The sequence below is a fragment of the Vibrio sp. NC2 genome (assembly GCF_025195005.1).
Taxonomy (GTDB): Bacteria; Pseudomonadota; Gammaproteobacteria; order Enterobacterales; family Vibrionaceae; genus Vibrio; species Vibrio splendidus.
Genome location: NZ_JANVFC010000030.1, coordinates 1 through 20,105, shown reverse-complemented (window position 1 = coordinate 20,105; position 20,105 = coordinate 1). Strand labels below are relative to the sequence as shown.

Below are 20,105 nucleotides of genomic sequence, written 5' to 3'. Positions count from 1 at the left end.
GACAAACCCTGCGTTCAGAGCAGGGTTTTTTATTGAATCAGTGCTGAGTGATTGGTTAGGCAATGTGCGTCATTTTATTAAGCACAAAGGTTTCGATACAATCTTCAGTCGCAGCCATGTACTCGGCGATGTGTTGGCTCGCTAAGTGTTTCTCTAGATGAGCTTCAGACTCCCAGTTCTCATGAAAAACGAAGTGAGCTGGGTTACTATTATCTTGGTGCAGATCGTAGTTAATACAGCCGTCTTCAACACGGGTTTTGTCGATCAATTTAATCATCTCTGATTTAACTAGCTCAATATTATCTTCTTTAGAGACGATTGTTGCAATAATCGTTAGCTTGCCCATTCTTTATTCCTCGGTGTTCCACTCAATAAGTGCAAGTAATATAAGTATAAATTCAGACTGAAAAAAGAGTTCTGGGATCCAATAACTATGGTTCTTAGCATCCACAATTCAAACTCGAGAGCATAGAGCATAGAGCATAGAGCATAGAGCATAGAGCTAGTGGTAATGGGTTACGCTTATTAAAAAGCCCTCATAGAAACAAGAGGGCTTCATAGGTCTCAATTGAATGGGTTAGTTACTGAAGTCCGCTTTCACCCAGATCATACGGTGATCAGATGATACGTCTTTGCCGTTACCATAGTCGCCAATACGAGTGTCGTTAAATAGCTTACGGCCTTCTTCATAAGAAGCCGCCCAATAAACACCAGATTCAACAATGTTCAGTGAAGCTGACGGCAGTGCGTAATCAACCGCAAGTCCAAACGTCGAAGTGATACGGTTTGGCTGTGGGTGAGATGATGATTTATCGACGGCATGCTCAGCAGCACCGTAACTTGTCGGATACAAGCTGCCATTGGTGACATCTTGGTTAACTAATGCATCGTTGTGCAAGTCTTGCATCACAGAACTAATACCGTCGCCATCTACTGGGTCTAGGTTTTGATCGCCCATCATGACAAAGTGTTTACCTTGCTCAAGGCCACCCGTTTTTCCAGAGTCGTCATAGATGAACGATTTGTTCTGGATATATTGGTGCCAGAAGTCTACTTCGGCTGCGTTCTGTTCAATGTTCTTACCTACATCGAAAGCAGGCGGTGTAGGGTGTGACATCAGTAAGTGAACAGTTTCTGTGCCATCTTTGGTTGGGATGAGGATTGGCGCATCAACGTGGTTCTTTGAAGACAAGCGAACTTCTTCCCATTCGTCGTTCGTGTACCACTCATCGCCGCAAACCATACCTGTTGGGAACTTACTAGGATCGTCGCAAACAGTGATTGTTGGAATAGTAGCACCTTCGAGATCTTTCCATTTAAATTCTTGGAATGTACGCGTGTTGGCTGTGTCGATTTCATATTTTGACATCAGAGCAAATGCGTATTGCCCATGATACAAACCGAAGCCCCACGCATCTCCTGGTAGTGTTCCAGCGTTACCATCATTGTCTAAATCAAAACCAAATTCGTTCAGTAAACCTGTATTAGTTGAGTAGCTTTCAAAGTATGGGTATGAGATTGGCTCTAAGTTTGCGTCGCCACCTGCACCTTTAATACTTTGAGCGACAGAGAGATAGTTCTTTTGAAAACCTTCTAGCGCTGATTTATCAGTACCTGTGCCGTCATTGTTAAATTCAGCCATCATAAGCACGTCAGGGCGATTCTTTTGAATCACAGCTGCGACGTTGCGGATCTGAATAACTTTTGCTGCCGTTTCTTTGTCAGTGGCGCTAATTGTATTATCCAAATAATCGGACACTAACATCGCTTGAGCGTTAGGTTCGATTTGCATTTCAGCAACAAGAGCTTCAAAGGTTTTACGATCAAACGACAGGTTATACGTAGCGATTTTAGCTTCCGTAGAAGAAGGGACGACAGGATAGTAGTTATTTGTTGTTTCGTCACCGCAACCAAATAAAAGGGAAGTAGAAATCGCTAGGGCCAGGGATGATTTTAACATTTTCATAAAATGGGTCCGCTAATTGCTGAAAGAATTTTGGGACGCGCATGTTATGGGAAGGGTATCGTTCTGTAAGTGACATTTGTCACAGCAAGCTCTATAGGTTGACATCTTGTTGCAGTGAAAGTGTGACATTTGGAACTAGTGTCTGTTATTAGAATAAAGACTTAAAATTCATGTATTTAATTAGATCTGTGAAATAAAAAAGCCCCCATAGCAAAATGAAGGCTTTCGTCTAAAAATCAAACAGTGTTGTTATTGGGGTGTTAAGCGTATTGCTTTACTTTAAGCATATTGTTCCACTGTCATCGCCCAATTTTTCTTCTGCTGTTCAAAATTCATTTTGATTTGTTGGTAACGAACCTTTAGTACTGAGTGTTCGTACTTTTTCACAACGTCTTCGCGTTTACTTTCAATTAGCTGCTTTTTGACTTCGTAGTATTCGTTCATGTTTGATACAAGCGCATCGAACTCTTGTTGAAGCTTTTCCGCGATTTGTTGCTTATCGGCACGGTGCATGATTTTTTGCTGCGTGCGCTTTAATAACATTGATGCTTCGGCTTTTTCAATACGAGCTTGTGGTGTTTTCTTAAGCTTGCTTGCTAAGCCCATTAAAGAAGCACTCTTAATCAACCATTTTGTTGGATCGTATTGCCACCAGTAGATGCCGTTACGGTAGTCGTTCTCAAAGATGTGGTGGAAGTTGTGGTAACCTTCGCCAAAAGTGAGTACCGCTAGCACACCGTTGTCACGCGCTGTGTTTTTGTCGGTAAAAGGTTGGCTACCCCAGATGTGAGCAAGAGAGTTAATGAAGAATGTGGTGTGGTGGTTGAGGACCAAACGAACTGCACCCACAATTAACAACATGCCAAGCACGTCACCGTAAATTACACCTAATGCGATTGGAACACCGAAGTTCATAAGTAGTGCCAATAAAACGTAATGCTTGTGCTGCCACATAACAATCTTATCTTTTTTCAGGTCGCGACAATTTTCGTAATCTGTGTACATTGCAGTGTTGTAATTACGAATCATCCAGCCGATGTGCGAATACCAAAAGCCACGCTTTGCTGAGTATGGGTCTTTGTCGTTGTTATCGACATGCTTGTGGTGCACACGGTGATCAGAAGACCAGTGTAGCGCGCTGTTTTGTAGAGCAAATGCGCCACCTAATGCAAATAGAAATCTTAGGCTTGAATGCGCTTCAAATGCTTTGTGTGACCATAAGCGGTGATAACCCGTCGTGATAGAAAGGTTACAGAACGTAAAACAGATCGCTAGCCATATCCAGTGCTCCATACCATAGCCAAAAAAGTAGCCATAAACGGGAGCCGCGACAACAGCTAACAGCATGCTAAAAGAGAATACAAAAATATTGAGCCAGATTAGTGGTGGCTTTTTTGTTGATGGTTTTTCGGCACTATTCATTAGTAAATTTCCATTGAGCTTACATCTGTTCGCTAGAATATCAGCGTACACGTGTAAGTCAATATTGAAAGTGTAAACGTGTATTAGTATGTTTTGCTTAAATATTGTATAAAGGTAGTGTGAAATGTAGTAGCAAGTCATAAATGGAAGTACTAAGGGCTAATAAATGGAAATTAAGGTAGCTGAATATAAAGATTATGAGCGGATTGCCCAATTACACGCGGATAGCTGGAAGCTATATTACCGTGGCATTCTTGCTGATGATTACCTAGAAAATGATGTTTTGGAGGACAGATCTGTTATTTGGCAGACTCGTTTGATTAACCCTCCTTTCAACCAACATGTTTTATTGCTTGAAGAAGGCGGTTTACTGGTTGGTTTCGTCTGCGCGTTTGGTAATCACAACTTTGAACGTGGTACGTTCATTGATGCGTTACACGTAGACAATAATTACCACGGTCGTGGTGTTGGCAAGCGTCTATTGTCTGAATTGTCAAAGTGGTTGCAGCAATACTATTCTGATTCGGGGCTTTACCTAGAGGTGATGTCTGAGAACCACCAAGCGATTGCTTTTTATCAGGCGATTGGTGGCAAAGAAGAACTAGAGCAAGTTTGGAACGCACCATGTGGCAGCCAAGTGAATGAAAAAGTGATTTCTTGGAGCTCTCCCGTTGAACTTGAACAGAAAACAGCGAGCGTTGTGTATTCTTAGTGGATTCTTGTTGAGTACTGGTTGTTTGCTGAGTAGCAGGTTCTTAACTAAGCTATTTTAAAGCACAAGAACAAAGACAAAAGCCCCGAGCATTCAATTGTTCGGGGCTTTTTTGATTGGATTAATGGTCGTTATAATGAATCGCTAGGGCGCGTGAAATGCTGGGCGATTAATCACTCCATGTGATCTTATTTCTACCGCTCTTCTTCGAAATGTAGAGTGCTTGATCGGCATCGTCGATAAGTTGTTCGACAGAGCCGAGAGCCTGTAACGCATGTTTCACACCGATTGAAATCGTTACTTCTAACCGAAGGAGAGAAGGAGATTCTAATAGGGAGTTAACTAGCGATTCAATTGAAGCCTCAGTTTCTCCTTGGACCATCACCAAAAACTCTTCACCGCCGTATCGAAAGCAGTTACTGCTGGTTGGTAGCCTTTTTTGAATCTCATCGGCCAGTTCTTTGATCACCATATCACCCATTTGGTGGCCGTAGGTGTCGTTAATCGATTTGAAATGATCAATATCTATCATGATCGATGTTATGGATAACTGACGGTCTATGCTTGGTTCGATCACCTGATGAAGATAAAGGCGGTTGTAGCAACCCGTTAGCGCATCTTGATAAGAAAGGGCTTCAAACATATTAGATTGCTTGCGGAGTTGTATTGCTTGTTTACGAAGCTGTTCGGATTGAGTGAAGCGTTTATGCACTTCGAAATCTCGTCTTAAACAAGAAGCTGCAATAAGAATATAAGCTGAAGCGTATACGGAAATTGTTTCTATTTCGTGACTAGGCTCTGCTTCATAAAGCTGAGGGGCAAGGCCAATGAGATAAGCCAAAAAGATAAATGACAGCGTAGAGATGCTGTATTTAACAGACAGTCTTGAAAAGGTTCCGATGTAGATCATGACTAGAATGATGCCACCTTGGTAATCGAAATTACTCAGCTCGATAGCGAGTCGGCCTACATAGACCAAGAAAAGCGAGCTAATTACAAGGAAGGTACTTTCTATGAGTTCTAAAACGTTGGGTTTATTTGTAATGCAGTATCTGGCGACAGCCATCATCAATAGAAAAAGTAAGACTCGGAAAATGATAGGTGTTACACACTCTGTACCAAAGTGAATGTAGTCAGTGATGATGAATGCACAGAATATTGAGATCGGGATGTAGATGAAATTTATGTACGGCAAATAAATTTCATTATCGAAATAGGTTTTAAATCTTTGATTCTTGAACCCAGAATAAGAGCGCATTGAGAAATTAGCCGAGATTGATACACAATAATTTGCGTAGTATGTCACAGTCTTTGGGATTGTAAATGACCATTTCTATAGATTTGTCAGTATGTTAGCTAGATCAACAAACGGTACAAGGCAATATTCACGCTCTATTATCGGTAGAACGTGAATATCTTAGAGGCTGGTGTAAGAGTGGTTAACAGAAACTAATGGAGATTAACAAAAACTAATAGCGATTAGCGCTTGTTCTTCAAGTAACGCTTACGGCGCTCTTCTTTCTTCTTAATCTGCTGCTCAGCTTTCAGTGCAGCTGCTTCTTCTACTTCAACCAACTCTTTGGTGATCATCTCTGGTAGTTCTAGCGTTACTTTACCTAAAGTACCGCTGCGAAGTTCGTGAAGAAGGATTTCAGAACACTTGTGAATGTCTATATGACCGCCAGCACGAAGTGCACCACGCTTACGACCAATCGCTTCCATCAATTCGATGTCAGACTCTGGCAGCTCTTCAATTTGGTAGCGTTCCTGCAGTAGGTGAGGGTACTGCTTTGCTAGGTATTCTACTGTGTAGAATGCCACTTCGTCGTATTCCATTGCTGTATCTTTTACCGCACCAGTCGCAGCTAAACGGAAGCCGCTGTGTGGGTTTTCTACTTTAGGCCAAAGGATCCCAGGAGTATCTGAAAGGATCACGCCGTTTTGCAGGTTGATACGTTGTTGGCGACGAGTTACCGCAGGTTGGTTACCCGTTACCGCAATCGTACGTCCAGCCAAGCAATTGATAATGGTCGATTTACCCACGTTAGGGATACCCATAATCATTGTTCGAATGTTCTTGCCCATTTGCTCACGGTGCGGTGCCAGTTTACGTACTAGCTCCATCACGTGGTTAACTTCTTCTTTTACGCTGGTGGTAATGGCAATCGCTTTAACGCCTTGCTCTTTCTCGAAGTGCTCAATCCAACGCTCAGTAAGCTCAGGATCGGCAAGGTCGCGCTTGTTCAACACTTTTACACAAGGCTTATCGCCGCGCAGTGAAGAGATCATTGGGTTTTCACTACTGAACGGGATACGAGCGTCCAGTACTTCGATGATCACATCAACCTGTGGGATAACTTCTTCGATTTCTTTGCGGGCTTTATGCATGTGACCCGGAAACCATTGAATAGACATAGAGATAAACCTTGATAAATATATTTGCTGCACATTGTAAGGGTTGGATGATACGTGTAAAGGTATATCTATCCCGACCTTCAATGAGTTCATTGAGTTTGCTTGAAGTATAGGCGAAGTGGTGATGTTTATTCAGTTGATGATTGCTCTAATAAAGGTGGGAGCCGCTAATGTTGTGAAGCATAAAAAGCCGCTATATCTCTCAAGTCTTGATCATCGAGCTTACTGAGTTGTGCTCGCATCATTTCTGCGTAAGCGCCTTGTCTATCTCCGCTTTGGTAAGCTTTCATCGTGTTATAGAGGTAAGTTGAATCTTGACCCGAAAGTTTGGGGTAATCAGTGTTACTTGTTTCACCCGTGGGGCTATGACAGAAAGCGCAACTTGGTGATTTCATTTTACCCAGTTCAGGATCGCCAAAATCAGAGGCATGAAGGCTAGGGGAAAGAGTGAGTAATAGTAAAGCGAAGGATTGATAAGTCATGTTTTTACTCCAGTTAAAAACATAACAATAATGCTTACCCTAAGGGGAAGCTCAAGTCTGAATTGCTATAGATGCTAATGGTGTTAACAGTTAAAGCGTACTTTTTGCTCTGATAGGTAAGTAGAGGGGCTGCAGAAGTGATGTTTCCGAGAGTTGACAAGTTCGACTCGTATTTTAGAGGGCGGGATGTTTTTCTACTTTTTAAAGTATGATTAAACCACAGACGATTCGATTTAAACTTCGTTTATTGCCCTGACAGTGATTCTATGAGGAACTGAATAATATCAGGTCACCTATCAAGGGCTTAAATTCTAATACGTCTGTTTGAAAAAGAACTGTAATCGGAATTTTTATATTTATGTTCATAATTTCAACTATATGTCTGGTTGTATAATAGTCTCTAAACTATTGATAAAATGTGCTTTTCTTATCGCTTCTTTTCTATTAGTGACATTTATTTTTTTGTATATGTTGTATACGTGCGTTTTTACCGTACTTTCTGAAATAAATAGTTCGCTTGATATCTCTAGATTTGAATCTCCTCTGACAACTCGTTTAAATATCTGAGCCTCTCTTTTCGTCAGGTTAGACAGTATTACCTGAGACTTGAAAGTATAAGAGCACGCATTGGATAAAATATGTGACATTAACTTCCTAGGTAGCCATAGATCGTCATCACATACTGTTTTTAAACAACGTGTAAGGTGTTCAATAGGAGCATCTTGATAAATCATCCCCTTTATATTAAACAGGTTGAATATCTGCATTACGGTAATACTCTGTCCGGTAATATCTGAGGGAACGTCATAGACTACCCATTTACTGGACTCTATTTTTGATAAGATGATGTTGATATCTTCGATATTTTCCAAGAGTAAGTAGCTAATGAGAACGACATCGAACGTTTTATGATTACGAGAGCGCTCAATGCTTAAAATACATTCCCTGCTAAAAGAAAAATCACTGTATTTCCCTATTTCTCGTTGAATAAACTGGTTGTTAATACCGTTGTCACCTACCAGGAGTATGTGCTTTAAATTATTTTTATTTTCATACATAATTTACTCCGAAACTGAAAAATCACGTTTGATTGTATGATGATGGATTTTATATAATTGAGTTGCATATCTCACTTTTTATATAATTACATAATTATGGTTGTTGTGAAAGTTGGGGTTCGATAGAAATTTGTAATGTATCGTCATATTGTCCTCCTGGTTTGTTCTCTGTCTCACCGATGACAAAACTCAAAGGAATAGGCTGACCAATCGTAGCGGAAAGACGTTGAATTCTTGCGTCAAGTTGTTCAAGGTTTACTCTGTCGTTTTCGAGGGAAAGTTCGTATGGAATGTCCCATTTTGCCTCATTGGATTCATGACGTAGCATTCCTTGATGGGTTGATTCCAATACGATGGTATAAGCTGTGTTGCTTTGAACCCATAGGTTAGGTGCGGAACGAATAACCTTGTTGGAATATAAAGTCCCTAGATCAAGGTCATAATGTTGTTGGGTCAATCCATAAAAATGAATTTTTGCAGCAGGCGGAACGTTAACAGATACCGGGAGTGAACTAGGGCTAATTTCTATTTGTTTACTATCTGAGGTATTAGAAGGCGAGACTTCCAATAACCCTCGATAGGTTCCTGACGCTAACCATTGTTTACTTGGGAAACGCATTTGTATCGTTGCCGAAGGTTGGCTGTCGGTTAATGATAAGTGCCATTGATTAGCCACTGACATACCAATCTGCCCACTCCATTCAAAGTCGAGTTTTGCTTGGTTTGCCCCTTTTAACGATCGACTGGTATCGTTAAGTTGTAAAATTAAGCCTAATTTGCAGGGTTCGCCAATTATGATCGCATCTATACGGTAAGTGTTTATTGTTGCGAACGTTCCTGCGCTGAAAACATCATATTGTGATTTCGATGAGACGGGTTGAATAGTCAAGGCACTGGCTTCACACGCCAATGCCGAAGGTACATGGTTTATGGCGATGAGGAACAAGGATCCCCAAAGAACTTGTTTATTCCACATAAACATCTCCTAGTCTTATCAAGTTGTCACTGCGTTCACTGAGGGTAATGATGACTGATTCTTGTTCTTTAGTGTCGAGTACCAATTGATATTTTCCCGGCTTTAATCCAGAGATTGCGAATATGCCGTTACGATTGGTAAAGAAGTCAATCGGCAACTGTTTTGCCTCACCAAGGTAATGTGCTACACCAGCGACAAGTGAAATAGGGTTGTTACTTTGACGATCGAATAGCTTGCCAATAACAGTTAACACAGCATCAGATCCGATCTGTAGCTGGAATCCCCGTTTATAACCAGGCTTGATCCAAAAAGCACCATCGCCTAAGTCATACCCTGGTGGCAAGTTATCGACCTCGTAACCGACTACTTGGCCATTATAAGCAACAAGGTCAGGAACCATGGCACTTGCATCTCCTTTAAGGTAAACGCGTGCGTACTCACCATCTTTTGTTGGGTCGACAGCCACGTCATTTTTTGCGAGGCTTTCGTGCTTGCTAACAATAGCAAATGCTTCGCGCACCGGTCTGCCGATCGTCACAGATGAACCTGCAAAAGCAAGGGCACTACTTATAGTCACATCAGTACTGTGATTTCGTGTTTCACCACTAATGTCTTCAAGCCGCGAAGCGTGGGTCGCGTTTAATTCATAACGGTTAGCCGTGTAGTTAATCCCAGCATCCATATCGGCATCCGTTTCTTCGTTAGTAATGACACTCGCAAACGCCGACATCCCCCCTGTGTTACCAATATTATTCTGATAGCTGTAATCTAAGGCGGCTTCATTAAGCTCTGTGGTGTAACGACCGACAACACGAGTTTGTCGACTAAGAGGCCAACTTATGGTGACAGTAGTGCTGATATCATCGTCTTCGGTTGCGTTATGCCGATAGTTAACACGGGCACTCCAGGTGGCGGGGGTATCAAACAGTCCGTCCGATAAACTCGGGCTAATCAGCCAATAATCGTTTTCTTTGTCTACTCCCGAGCGATAATTGAGGGTCATGGCCGCGCGTAAAGACTGACCAAGGTAAATAGAGCTGAATGCAGATACATAATGGGTGGTTAAGTTGATATCGATATCGGAAGCATCAAACCCTGAGACCCCAGCAAAATTGTTGGTCAGATATTCATAGCTCACACTCAGTTGTGGGGACAGCGTATTCGTATTGGAAAATTCCGCATCGAACGCAAATTTGTAAGCGTCGCCAGTTCCAAATGTAGGGTGTTCGCTACGCGAAGCATTGAGTTCAGTGACGCCCCATGTAGAAGCGAATAACGCGGTAGCACCATATTGGTAAAGATCTTCACGGGTTTGGAAGTTGGTACCTAACGTTAACCAAGGATTAATACCCACATCGACATAACCATGGAAAATACGCTCGTTGGTTAGGTATTCTAGTTGTCCATTTTGTAATTCAGAAGGCGCTCCATACATGATGCTATATTCAAACTCACCGCTATTGAGCAAATCGTTACCGGTTGCAATAGAAAACTCGATGCGTTCTTCATTACCTGAGCGGTCGGTGATGACGAGTACAATATCATTGCTACCTTGCGCCAGGGGTATATCACTAAGGTTATAGCTACCAGCACCTAGGGTTAATCTTTGGACGGCAATCCCATCTATATAGACATCGACATTTGACGCCCTTTGAAGTGTGAATGATTGATTGGCTCGTGGTCGAGCGTTTCTGGTTGGAATGAGTGTGAAATCTCGAGTTAAGCCAATACCAAGTATGTCGGTGCTGTCCTGAAAAGATTGACCACTGTTGTACATATCGCCGAGCACAAGTCGCGTGCCTTGTTCTGCAAAGTCAATATTAAGACGAGATCCTTCTCTTACGTATCGCGAATCTTGTGATGAGCTGTTTTCTAAATAGGATTCATATTCAAAGTTTAGAAAACCAATGTTAAGTGCTGAGTCAAACTGACTGCGATAGAGGTCCTGCCTTGACGAATTCTGATCGACATATTGGCTCTCGTTAGCCGAAAGGGCAAAGTTAACGTATCCACTAAGCAAACTTGGCTCGGCATAGTTATAAAAATCATCTGCACCGTTCATAGACAATTGCTGGGTTAAGCTAAATTCAGGCGGTACTGTCACGATGCATTCTAATGAAGAAAAATCGAAACTAAGACCTAATCCTACGCTCTCAAAATGGTGCTGAGACAGTATCTTATCGTCTGTTGTGTCATTGAGTTCCCCAATACCTTCTTGAGTTACGACGGACGAAAGGAGAGAAAGCGTACTTTCCTTTGGTAACAAGATTTCATTGTTTGCGGTAATGATGATGTCCGCTTCCCCAAGTATGGTGTCACTTATCCTTAACAAAGAGGTAAGTTGAATATCTCGTCCTGTCGGGTTCAAGACCATTTCTTGCCCCCAAGCTGCAGGGCTTAAGGCGGCACAATAAAAAAGTACTAATCCCAAGACATACAAAACTTGCCACATCTTGTGATGGGTTTCAGTTTTCATGCCCATGGTAAGTGCCCATTGGTAAGTAATTTAAAGAAGAAGGCAAAGTAATAGTGGAGCGTGGTGGAATAAACTGTTCACCTAAAGCCGCATGTACTTTTTGGCTCTGAGATTCGAGCCCCGTAAAATGAAGTAACGATGTATAGGTAAATCGCGACCCAGAATTAGTGAGTGTTAGTTTACCTTGTTCATCTATGTGTAATTTCACGTCAGGCTCTAAAGAGGATGAGTGAATGTGTAACAACGCATTGTAGTGAACTTGTAAATTGATACCGGTTGTTAAGCCGATGGGTTTGTCTATTCTCGCGTTGTTCTGGCCAATATTCACGGTACTGAAGCGAACGAAGTAACTCTGGGAGGTTTCGAGTGATCGGTTTCCCAACCACTGTATACGGAATACTTGACGTGCACCGGGTGCCAACATTGCGGCTGGTGGAAACACAAACATCTCTTCACTCGATAGATCTGATGTTTGGAACGTGCCATCAGATAAGAAGTTCAAACGACGAACGTTAGCTTCTAGTGGGAGAGCTTGTGTTGAATTGTTAGTGACAACCAGTTGCGATGTTGCCCGGTGATCTGTATTGAGCTCGATGACGGTTGGAAACAATGTTATGCCAAACGTTTGTGCACACAGAAGCCAATAAATGAGCCCACCCAAGATATAGCGTCTCATTGCTATTGATCCTGCTCTATTTCAATCGATAGGGTGTTAATGTCATAATTTTTAAGAGGCTGCATTTCGAAAAAGCGAGTGGAGTAGGGAAGAACCAAAGTACCCGGAATACGTTTAGCGATTTCTACGCCTTTTAAATATGTTGAATTTTTACCATCAGATATCTTCCATGTTGTATTGGTTAATCGACCATAACTATTACCACTGTTAAGTACTTCAAGAACCCATTTGTTCTTTTTGTCATTTTGCTCGATGCTTTTAATTTCTAGCTGGGAAGCTGTGTTCTGAGGTCGCACGTTGATAAGCGTATTAAACTGAAGCAAAAGACTTACTTGCCCTTGATTACTGCTCGCTCTTTGAACTTTTACTTGCTTAACAGCAATGCGATACGCTTTAGATTCTGTGATGGAAGGATCGCCCAAATACCGCACCATAATGGATTGTGATCGTCCAGGTTCTATTATTGCGGTCACCGGTATCACTAATAGCTCGTCATCTGCAGGCGTCGTGGTCTCTTTTCCATATTCGTTCATGGTCATAAATACTGGAGACAATTCAACCGTGAGTGGTTCGGTTGAAGAATTTTCAACCCTCATGGTCATTTGAGCTCTTTTGCCAAGCGGTGTCATTTCCATAGACATCGGTTCGACTTTGAACGCATGAGCGGACAGACAAGTGAATGACAATAGGAAAAGAACGATCCATTTATGCATGATCCATTTATACATAGCGAAGAGCTCCAAATTAAACTTATGTCGTTGATATTGATATCGAGATTAAGTCGGAGGCCAAATAATAGCCCCCGACTTATTAACCTCTAATTTGAGGTGATATTTACGGTTAATGTATCTGAGTAGCCACCTGCCCACGGGGAGGTTTCTGTCGTCACAATATCAATAGATGCGGCAACACCTGTCGCTAATGCTCCAGAACCGCCATAAGAATTACTGACTGAAACGTCATTTAGACCTGGGCCCCCTGGTGCATTAAGCGTGAAAGCAGCTAAACCTGAAGGATTAAATGTTGCATCGTAGGTAAGAGCGTAGTCTTCGCTATCGTCTGACTCTAGACCACCTTCAGCACTTGTCAGTGTCACAGTTGCACCATCGACGTCATTACACTTCATGTTAAGACCACTAACAGAAAGGTTTTGAATTTGAGAGACGTTACCGAAGTCCATCAGTTGCGTTGAAAGACCAGTAACTTCACATACAGGTGAAACAAAACCAACTAACTGGACATCACCAGGAGCGGCTTGGACTTGAGCACCAAAAATAGCAGTGACTGTTGCTGCGTAGAGTGTTAGCTTTTTCATTAGAAATTCCTTTATCTTAAATGATTGGCTCGAATACTGCTGAGCGTTTGTTGTTCTGCAGATACATTGCAGAGTTTTCACTTTGTCACGCTATGAATCGAAGGGTAAACTTCGATCTCAATAACGTCTTGATAATAACCTGCGAAACGCAAGCTATTTTCGAGTGCTACCCTAAGGCTCCCATGTTGAGCGAAAGGAATAACACCAGAACTGTTTATCATTACCGGTGAAGTAAGTTGGCTGCTGTGCCTACTTTCGTAAAGACGAATTTCGTCTATTTGTAATGAAAAATTGTAACTCTCAATAATATCAACCCCTTGGTGTTGATATTTTAAGCCTCCATATTTTGAGTTGATCGTTATACCCAACGGACGGTTACAATACATATTAAAAGGCAGCGATTGCACATCACGGTGTTCCGTAAAATTCATAATATTGCCAGAGAAAAAGTTTATTTCGCATCGATCTTTGATCTGACCACTAATTCCTAACGTTAAGTTGTTAGCGCTAGCATAGAATGAAAGTGACAGACTAAAAATTAACACGGAGACGATGAAGTTATGAAGAATCCGAAATACTCTAACCATAATTTCACCTCTCACTGATTGAATGTAACTTGTTGCTTAACTTTCAAAACTATAAGTGCTTTAAAAAATGGTGAAGTAGTAAAAAAAGTTTATTATTTAGGAGAAGTATGAGTTTTAGTATGATTTTAAGCAGAGAGATAGAAGCGAAATTATTAGAGAATAATTTAATATTCAATTAGATAGGTTGGTTTTACTCAATGCTAGTATTAACGGAGGTTTTTTATTTAATTGATTAAAATAGGACTATGGTCTATACGGACGTTTTGGGTCTTTTGATGGGTTACTGTCATCATGAATGTGACAGCATTATTAACGAAAACACTAATTTTATTATTTAATTTATAAGTTGATTGTAGCGATTCTAAATTGTAATAATGGACAGCGACTATCTACTATTTCTTTATTGAAATTAGTTCTTTACAAGAATCTATTAGGATTGATGTGTTCTATTTTTAATTACCGTGTACGTGGTGATTAAACACTTTAAGCTATTATTACTAAGTCATTTACCTTTAGTGACAATACAATGCGGATAATCCATTAATATAAATTAAACTTAAACAATAATTTAATGTTTAAATGTTAGAATAATTCTCAGAGGGTATTCTCATAGGCCAAAACGAGATTGCGTTCTGTTCCAGTCAATCAAGTGTGTTTATTAGAAAACTAGCATGTGTCGAAGGCTATTTGGGCTGTGGAATTGGTTAATGATTTTGCTGAAAGAATAAAGCTTCCCACAGGGGAAGCTCAAATCTCAATTGCTATAGAGGCTAATCTCGTCAAGAGTTAAAGCGCATTTTCTAGCTTTGTTAGGAAAGTAACGATGTCTTCTGAACTGATGTCTCTATGGGTAACAAAACGTACTGGATTACCAGGCGACATAGTAATGCCTTGTTCACCTAACTCTCGTGTGATGCGGTTAATATCAACAGACTCATCTAACTTAGCGAACACGATGTTCGTTTGAATGAAATCAGGATTAACAGAGAAGCCTTCTAGTTTACTTAGGCCAATCGCTAGGTTTTTCGCGTTCTCGTGGTCAGTTTTGAGTTGAGCTACGTTCTCAGTCAGCGCCATTTTACCTGCGGCGGCAAGAATACCCGCTTGGCGCATACCGCCACCGACCATTTTACGCAGTCGACGAGCTTTAGCGATGTACGCTTTGTTGCCAAGGAGTAGTGAACCGATTGGAGCGCCTAAACCTTTTGATAAGCAAATTGTCATAGAGTCGAAGTGTTGTGCGATCTCTTTGATGTGTATATCTAGCGCCGCTGCTGCATTATAAACGCGCGCGCCATCTAGGTGCATTTGCAGGCCATGTTGATTTACGAACTCACGAGCTTCTGCCAAGTACGACATTGGCAGCACTTTGCCATTAATGGTGTTTTCTAAGCTCAGAAGCTTGGTGCGAGCGAAATGGCTGTCATCTGGCTTAATTGCAGCAGCAAGTTTTTTAAAATCTAACGTGCCGTCTGGGTTGTTCTCAATGGGTTGAGGTTGAATCGAGCCGAGCACTGCAGCACCGCCGGCTTCATACTTATAGTTATGCGCTTGTTGGCCACAAAGGTATTCGTCACCACGCTCACAGTGTGCCATTAAACCAAGTAGGTTGGCTTGTGTCCCTGAAGAAGTGAACATCGCTGCTTCAAAGCCGGTTTCATTGGCAGCCCACTGTTCCAATTCGTTTACAGTTGGGTCATCGCCATAAACATCATCGCCCACTTCTGCATTTGCCATTACGTCACGCATAGCTTGCGAAGGTTTAGTTACGGTATCAGAACGAAAGTCCATGCTTCTCTCCTAGAGTACTTTAGGTAGTCATATAGTTGGCTATAGATAGCCACATAGTTGGGCTTTGCTTAAACAAGCGATAGTTTTTGTATCGGTGATTTGATCGTGTCGTATTTTGTTGTGCAGATCTTCTAAGCTCAGCTCTATCACTTCTATAACTTCATCTTCGTCGCATTCAAAGCGGGTAGTGAGGCTAAGATGTTTTGCGACAAATAAATGCTGAATTTCATCACAGAATCCAGCCAAAGGTGTGACTTGTCCTAAGCTCTGAAAAGAAGTTGCACTGTAACCGGTTTCTTCTTCCAGTTCGCGCTGGGCACATTGAAGAGGTGTCTCATCAATTTCCATCGTGCCTGCAGGTAGCTCCAAAAGCCATTTCTTAAGAGAAGGACGAAACTGATTAATGAGGATGATTTTTCCTGACGAAGTGATAGGAAGAATAACGGCCGCGCCAGGGTGGTGTATTGTTGTATGTTTTACCACGACGTTCGTAGGGAGCGTCACGTTCTCTTCGATGAGAGAAATACTTTTCCATTGATGGATAACTTTACTCATGCAATTTGGCCACATTCCTTGCCAATTTTTCGTATAACTGAAGACGTGTACCACCATAACGTCTATGGTGTCGAAAATAAAAGAAAAATTAGGCTTAGTAATAGATTTAATGTCACGCCGTTCGTGATGTTACTCTCATAATTGGAATCTATGATTGCGCGAAAATTGCAGCGTAACCATCTGATATAAAGGCAACTCAATAATAAAAGATACTTGTAACAAAGTGCTAACAAATGTATAAAAACGTATCTACACTCTCAACTGTTCAAAGATTTTCGGAGTAACGCATGAACCCTTCTATTTCCTCACATGCTGACAAGGCGCTACTCTCTGAAAGAATTAATAAATTAGCACATGCTCTCTCTGATGGCGTTTATGAAAGAGAAGACACGATTAAGCTTTGTTTACTGGCGGCCCTGGCTGGCGAAAGTGTGTTTCTATTAGGTCCTCCGGGCATCGCAAAAAGCCTTATCGCTAAACGCCTCATCCAGGCTTTTGACAACAGTAGCTATTTCGAATATTTGATGACCCGTTTCTCTACTCCAGAAGAAGTGTTTGGCCCACTAAGTATTCAAGAATTAAAAGATAACGGTCGCTATGTCAGACTGACCGAAGGCTACCTACCAACAGCACAAGTTGTATTTCTTGATGAGATCTGGAAAGCAGGTCCTGCAATCCTAAATACGTTGCTTACGGTCGTTAACGAAAAGACATTCAAAAATGGCGCAGATATCGAACGCGTACCGATGCGCTTATTAGTGTCTGCATCCAACGAACTTCCAGATGAAGACAGCGGCTTAGAAGCTCTTTACGACCGGATGCTCGTTCGTGTGTTCGTAAACCGTATTCAAAACAAACAAAACTTCAAATCGATGCTGACGACGGGTACCTCTCAGGAAGCTGTGATTCCAAAAGGATTGGCGATTACTGATATTGAATACCATCAATGGCAGAAAGAGCTCGATAACCTGGAATTGACAGATAACTCGTTCAACAAGCTATTTGAACTGAAAAGCATGCTTGAAGAGACTGTCAAAAAGCAAAGTTCGGCTACTGAAACTGATCTATACGTATCGGACAGACGCTGGAAGAAAGCGGTCAAGCTGTTGAAGGCAAGCGCATTCTTCAGTGGTCGTGATAGCGTAAATCCGCTGGATATTATGCTACTGCAAGACTGTTTATGGCATAGCCCAGAATCGCGTGATGTGGTTCGTAGTGTGGTAAAAGACTTTGCATTGAACCGAGCGTTTGACCAACAAGAGTCGAAAGCTCAAATTGAAATGTCCCGTGAAGAACTCGAAGAGATTCAAGACGATGTTGAATCAACGCTGTCTGTGTCGCTCTCTATGGAGTCAACCAGTGGCTTGCTGCGTAAAGACGTTTATCAGAATGACATCAAGAACGCGAAAATGTACAGCGTCGGCAGTGCATACAACCTAGTTAAACTGGTGATGCTGCAAAGCAACATGTCGGTGTCTGAATCTGAGAAAGGCGATAGCCGTTGGGTATACGTAGCCAAAGACGATTTTGATCGAGTTCTTAAAGAAGGCCATGGCGACATTTACGGTTACGTTAACGAAAATAAAAACCTATGCCGTTTAAAACTCGACTTGGATGCATCGAACCAGTTAGTCATTAAAGATATTGCCAATCGTTCTGTACTGGTGAGTGTGGTTACAACTGACGGTTTAGACCAAGAATTATACAACAAGTGGTTGAGTGGTGCTGAGAAAGCCCTAGAGCAGTTAACTGAAGCTGAATTCAAGTTAAAACGAGTTCGCACTGAATTCCATGATGCGCTACCTCATAACTATATTGACCCTGACTTACCGAAAGCGATGGAATCAAGCTTGCAAGCAGTAACGCAAGATCTTGAAACCACGAAAGTGAAGAGTAGCAAGATCGCACAGCGCATTAAGTTCATGAGTCAGTACTTCGAGTAAGGGGAGAGCATATGTTAGGAGCAGACGGCTTAAACCTCGCTTTGATGGTGGCTGATTCAGGCATCATTGATACAGCGATGAATGACCTCATCGCTCGTTCTCAAGTCATGATGGCTGCTGAGAACAAGGGCGTGAAAACGTCGGTTAAAAACCATTTGGTTAAGTGGCGCGGTAAAGTGAAAAAACGTGTCACAAAGGTGTGTGAAACGGATCGTTTCCAAGAAGAGATTGCTCTGTACCAAGAGGTTATCTACTGGGATGAACCCCAGTTTTTTGATGAGATTGATAGTGTCATCAAAAAATTGGAGTGGCACTCAGCGTTCTACCTACAAGCAAGACGCTTGATGGAAAACAACAAAGGCGTTTATAACGCGATGTTTCCACACTATTTTTGCGATCAATGGTACCAATCACTGTCAGACGCCATTAAACAAGCTCAAGTAACCGAACTCGAAACAAGCAAAGAAAAAGTCTTAGCTGATCTTTATCAACGCATGGAAACCATGAAAAACATGGATAAAGTGACGGAGTCGGGTGATGAGGGTAGCGTAGGGCGCTTGTGGGACATGGCATCTGCCAAATTAAGCAAAACTGATCTCACCATCATGAAGCGTCATGCGGAGTTCTTGAATAAGCACAAAGGCCTGCAAGATATCGCTGAAAAGCTAGGTCGTATGGCTAGCGAGGAAGATGATCCTTCTTTGCATAAAGCCCCTGTAGAAGAACTGCAGATGGTTGAAGAGAAAAGTGATGAGGCGGTCGATGATATTGTTGGGATTCATGAAAGTGATGACCTCAACAAAATGCTGCCGAACGAGACCATGTTCCTAGCTTATCCTGAACTTGAGGTTATCTTTTATAAACATTTGGCTGACAAACGTTTACTTAGCTATCGCTCGCAAGGTAAGTCACGCACGTTACGTAAAGTAAAAGCGCAAAAGCCCGATAGCAAAAACGTCGATATTGAAAAAGGTCCGTTCATCGTCTGTGTGGACGCTTCTGGTTCTATGAGTGGGTTCCCAGAGCAGTCAGCCAAAGCAATGGCTTACGCTTTGATGCAAATCGCGCTTGCGGAAGAGAGAGACTGTTACGTGATTCTGTTCTCTTCTGAGCAGATTACCTATGAATTAACAAGACAAGATGGCCTGCGTGAAGCGAGTGACTTCTTAAGCTATTCATTCCACGGCGGCACGGATCTAGAACCTGTACTCATGAAGTCGATTGACCTAATGACGGGTGATAAATACAAGAACGCAGATTTGATCGTACTTTCTGACTTTATTGCCCCTAAGCAATCTGATGAAATGATTGCACAGGTTGAAAAATTGAAAGAGCACAAAAACCGTTTCCATGCGGTCAGTCTTTCTAAGTATGGTAACCCTCAACTTATGACCATGTTTGATCACTGTTGGTCGTATCATCCAAGTCTCGTTGGCCGCTTCATGAAGAAGTGGTAGCGCTAGAACTTCTTATTTAAATCGTTTTTGCTGTGTGTTTTTTGATTGAAGAGATCGAACATGCAGCAATTTGATTTAAATGTCAGCAAACAGAATGTAAATTCACATTTTTGTTTGACTATCTTCACTCAATCCGTAAAGTAGGCACCCGAACACAGCGGGGCTAACGTTTAGTCGGTTCTAACGTGTTGAAAAATGGCGCCTTGGCAGAGTGGCTATGCAGCGGATTGCAAATCCGTGGACCTCGGTTCGACTCCGGGAGGCGCCTCCATTC

The 20,105-nt window shown here is 41.9% G+C and carries 18 protein-coding genes and 1 tRNA gene; 4 read left to right on the top strand and 15 right to left on the bottom strand.

What is annotated here, in order from left to right; translation table 11 throughout:
- Positions 1-55 precede the first annotated feature (55 nt).
- From NX845_RS22225 to NX845_RS22215, 3 genes are all read right to left on the bottom strand, one after another.
- Positions 56-346 (bottom strand): putative quinol monooxygenase, encoded by a 291-nt coding sequence (locus tag NX845_RS22225; protein ID WP_065682467.1) that lies wholly within the window; start codon positions 344-346, stop codon positions 56-58.
- Positions 347-577: 231 nt separating this feature from the next.
- A complete protein-coding gene (locus tag NX845_RS22220) occupies positions 578-1,966 on the bottom strand; it encodes an endonuclease/exonuclease/phosphatase family protein (RefSeq protein ID WP_065682468.1) in 1,389 nt (462 codons plus the stop codon).
- A gap of 279 nt (positions 1,967-2,245) precedes the next feature.
- Complete coding sequence (locus NX845_RS22215; protein WP_029222538.1) at positions 2,246-3,388, bottom strand: fatty acid desaturase; 1,143 nt, start codon at positions 3,386-3,388, stop codon at positions 2,246-2,248.
- A gap of 166 nt (positions 3,389-3,554) precedes the next feature.
- Between NX845_RS22215 and NX845_RS22210 the strand changes: the two genes are divergently transcribed.
- Complete coding sequence (locus NX845_RS22210; RefSeq protein WP_004731280.1) at positions 3,555-4,100, top strand: GNAT family N-acetyltransferase; 546 nt, start codon at positions 3,555-3,557, stop codon at positions 4,098-4,100.
- Positions 4,101-4,269: 169 nt separating this feature from the next.
- Here the strand turns inward: NX845_RS22210 and NX845_RS22205 are convergent, their stop codons facing one another.
- The 12 genes from NX845_RS22205 to NX845_RS22150 all read right to left on the bottom strand — a co-directional run bounded on the left by NX845_RS22205 (position 4,270) and on the right by NX845_RS22150 (position 16,431).
- Positions 4,270-5,295: a GGDEF domain-containing protein gene (locus NX845_RS22205; RefSeq protein WP_065682469.1), complete on the bottom strand. Its 1,026-nt coding sequence runs from the start codon at positions 5,293-5,295 to the stop codon at positions 4,270-4,272.
- A gap of 284 nt (positions 5,296-5,579) precedes the next feature.
- A complete protein-coding gene (ylqF, locus tag NX845_RS22200) occupies positions 5,580-6,515 on the bottom strand; it encodes a ribosome biogenesis GTPase YlqF (RefSeq protein WP_004731276.1) in 936 nt (311 codons plus the stop codon).
- Between the two features lie 167 nt (positions 6,516-6,682).
- A complete protein-coding gene (locus tag NX845_RS22195; protein ID WP_065682470.1) occupies positions 6,683-6,997 on the bottom strand; it encodes a cytochrome c in 315 nt (104 codons plus the stop codon).
- 374 nt (positions 6,998-7,371) lie between these two features.
- Positions 7,372-8,055 (bottom strand): response regulator transcription factor, encoded by a 684-nt coding sequence (locus NX845_RS22190; RefSeq protein WP_017086874.1) that lies wholly within the window; start codon positions 8,053-8,055, stop codon positions 7,372-7,374.
- Positions 8,056-8,149: 94 nt separating this feature from the next.
- Positions 8,150-9,031, bottom strand: coding sequence for a hypothetical protein (locus NX845_RS22185; RefSeq protein ID WP_065682471.1), 882 nt, complete (start codon positions 9,029-9,031; stop codon positions 8,150-8,152).
- Positions 9,021-11,513, bottom strand: coding sequence for a fimbria/pilus outer membrane usher protein (locus NX845_RS22180; protein WP_370736681.1), 2,493 nt, complete (start codon positions 11,511-11,513; stop codon positions 9,021-9,023). The genes NX845_RS22185 and NX845_RS22180 overlap by 11 nt, the downstream gene beginning before the upstream one ends.
- On the bottom strand, positions 11,497-12,183 hold the full coding sequence (locus NX845_RS22175) for a fimbria/pilus periplasmic chaperone (protein WP_004731194.1): 687 nt from the start codon (positions 12,181-12,183) through the stop codon (positions 11,497-11,499). The genes NX845_RS22180 and NX845_RS22175 overlap by 17 nt, the downstream gene beginning before the upstream one ends.
- A gap of 2 nt (positions 12,184-12,185) precedes the next feature.
- Positions 12,186-12,911 carry a molecular chaperone gene (locus NX845_RS22170; RefSeq protein ID WP_065682472.1) on the bottom strand — a complete coding sequence of 242 codons (726 nt, stop codon included), beginning with the start codon at positions 12,909-12,911 and terminating at the stop codon, positions 12,186-12,188.
- A gap of 89 nt (positions 12,912-13,000) precedes the next feature.
- Positions 13,001-13,498, bottom strand: coding sequence for a hypothetical protein (locus tag NX845_RS22165; RefSeq protein ID WP_004731190.1), 498 nt, complete (start codon positions 13,496-13,498; stop codon positions 13,001-13,003).
- Positions 13,499-13,575: 77 nt separating this feature from the next.
- Positions 13,576-14,100, bottom strand: a complete 525-nt coding sequence (locus tag NX845_RS22160; protein WP_175400151.1) for a hypothetical protein — start codon at positions 14,098-14,100, stop codon at positions 13,576-13,578.
- Positions 14,101-14,871: 771 nt separating this feature from the next.
- The gene (gene ltaE / locus NX845_RS22155; RefSeq protein WP_065682473.1) at positions 14,872-15,876 is read right to left on the bottom strand and encodes a low-specificity L-threonine aldolase; all 1,005 of its coding nucleotides are present in this window, start codon (positions 15,874-15,876) and stop codon (positions 14,872-14,874) included.
- A gap of 39 nt (positions 15,877-15,915) precedes the next feature.
- The gene (locus tag NX845_RS22150; protein ID WP_065682474.1) at positions 15,916-16,431 is read right to left on the bottom strand and encodes an NUDIX hydrolase; all 516 of its coding nucleotides are present in this window, start codon (positions 16,429-16,431) and stop codon (positions 15,916-15,918) included.
- A 287-nt stretch (positions 16,432-16,718) separates the two neighbouring features.
- On the opposite strand from NX845_RS22150, the gene NX845_RS22145 reads away from it, so the two are divergent.
- The 3 genes from NX845_RS22145 (at position 16,719) to NX845_RS22135 (ending at position 20,102) form a co-directional block, all read left to right on the top strand.
- Entirely contained in the window at positions 16,719-18,374 is a 1,656-nt protein-coding gene (locus tag NX845_RS22145) for an ATPase RavA domain-containing protein (protein WP_065682475.1), read from the top strand.
- 11 nt (positions 18,375-18,385) lie between these two features.
- Positions 18,386-19,831: an ATPase RavA stimulator ViaA gene (gene viaA / locus NX845_RS22140; RefSeq protein ID WP_065682476.1), complete on the top strand. Its 1,446-nt coding sequence runs from the start codon at positions 18,386-18,388 to the stop codon at positions 19,829-19,831.
- Between the two features lie 197 nt (positions 19,832-20,028).
- A tRNA-Cys gene (locus tag NX845_RS22135) sits at positions 20,029-20,102 on the top strand.
- The last annotated feature ends 3 nt before the right edge of the window (positions 20,103-20,105 follow it).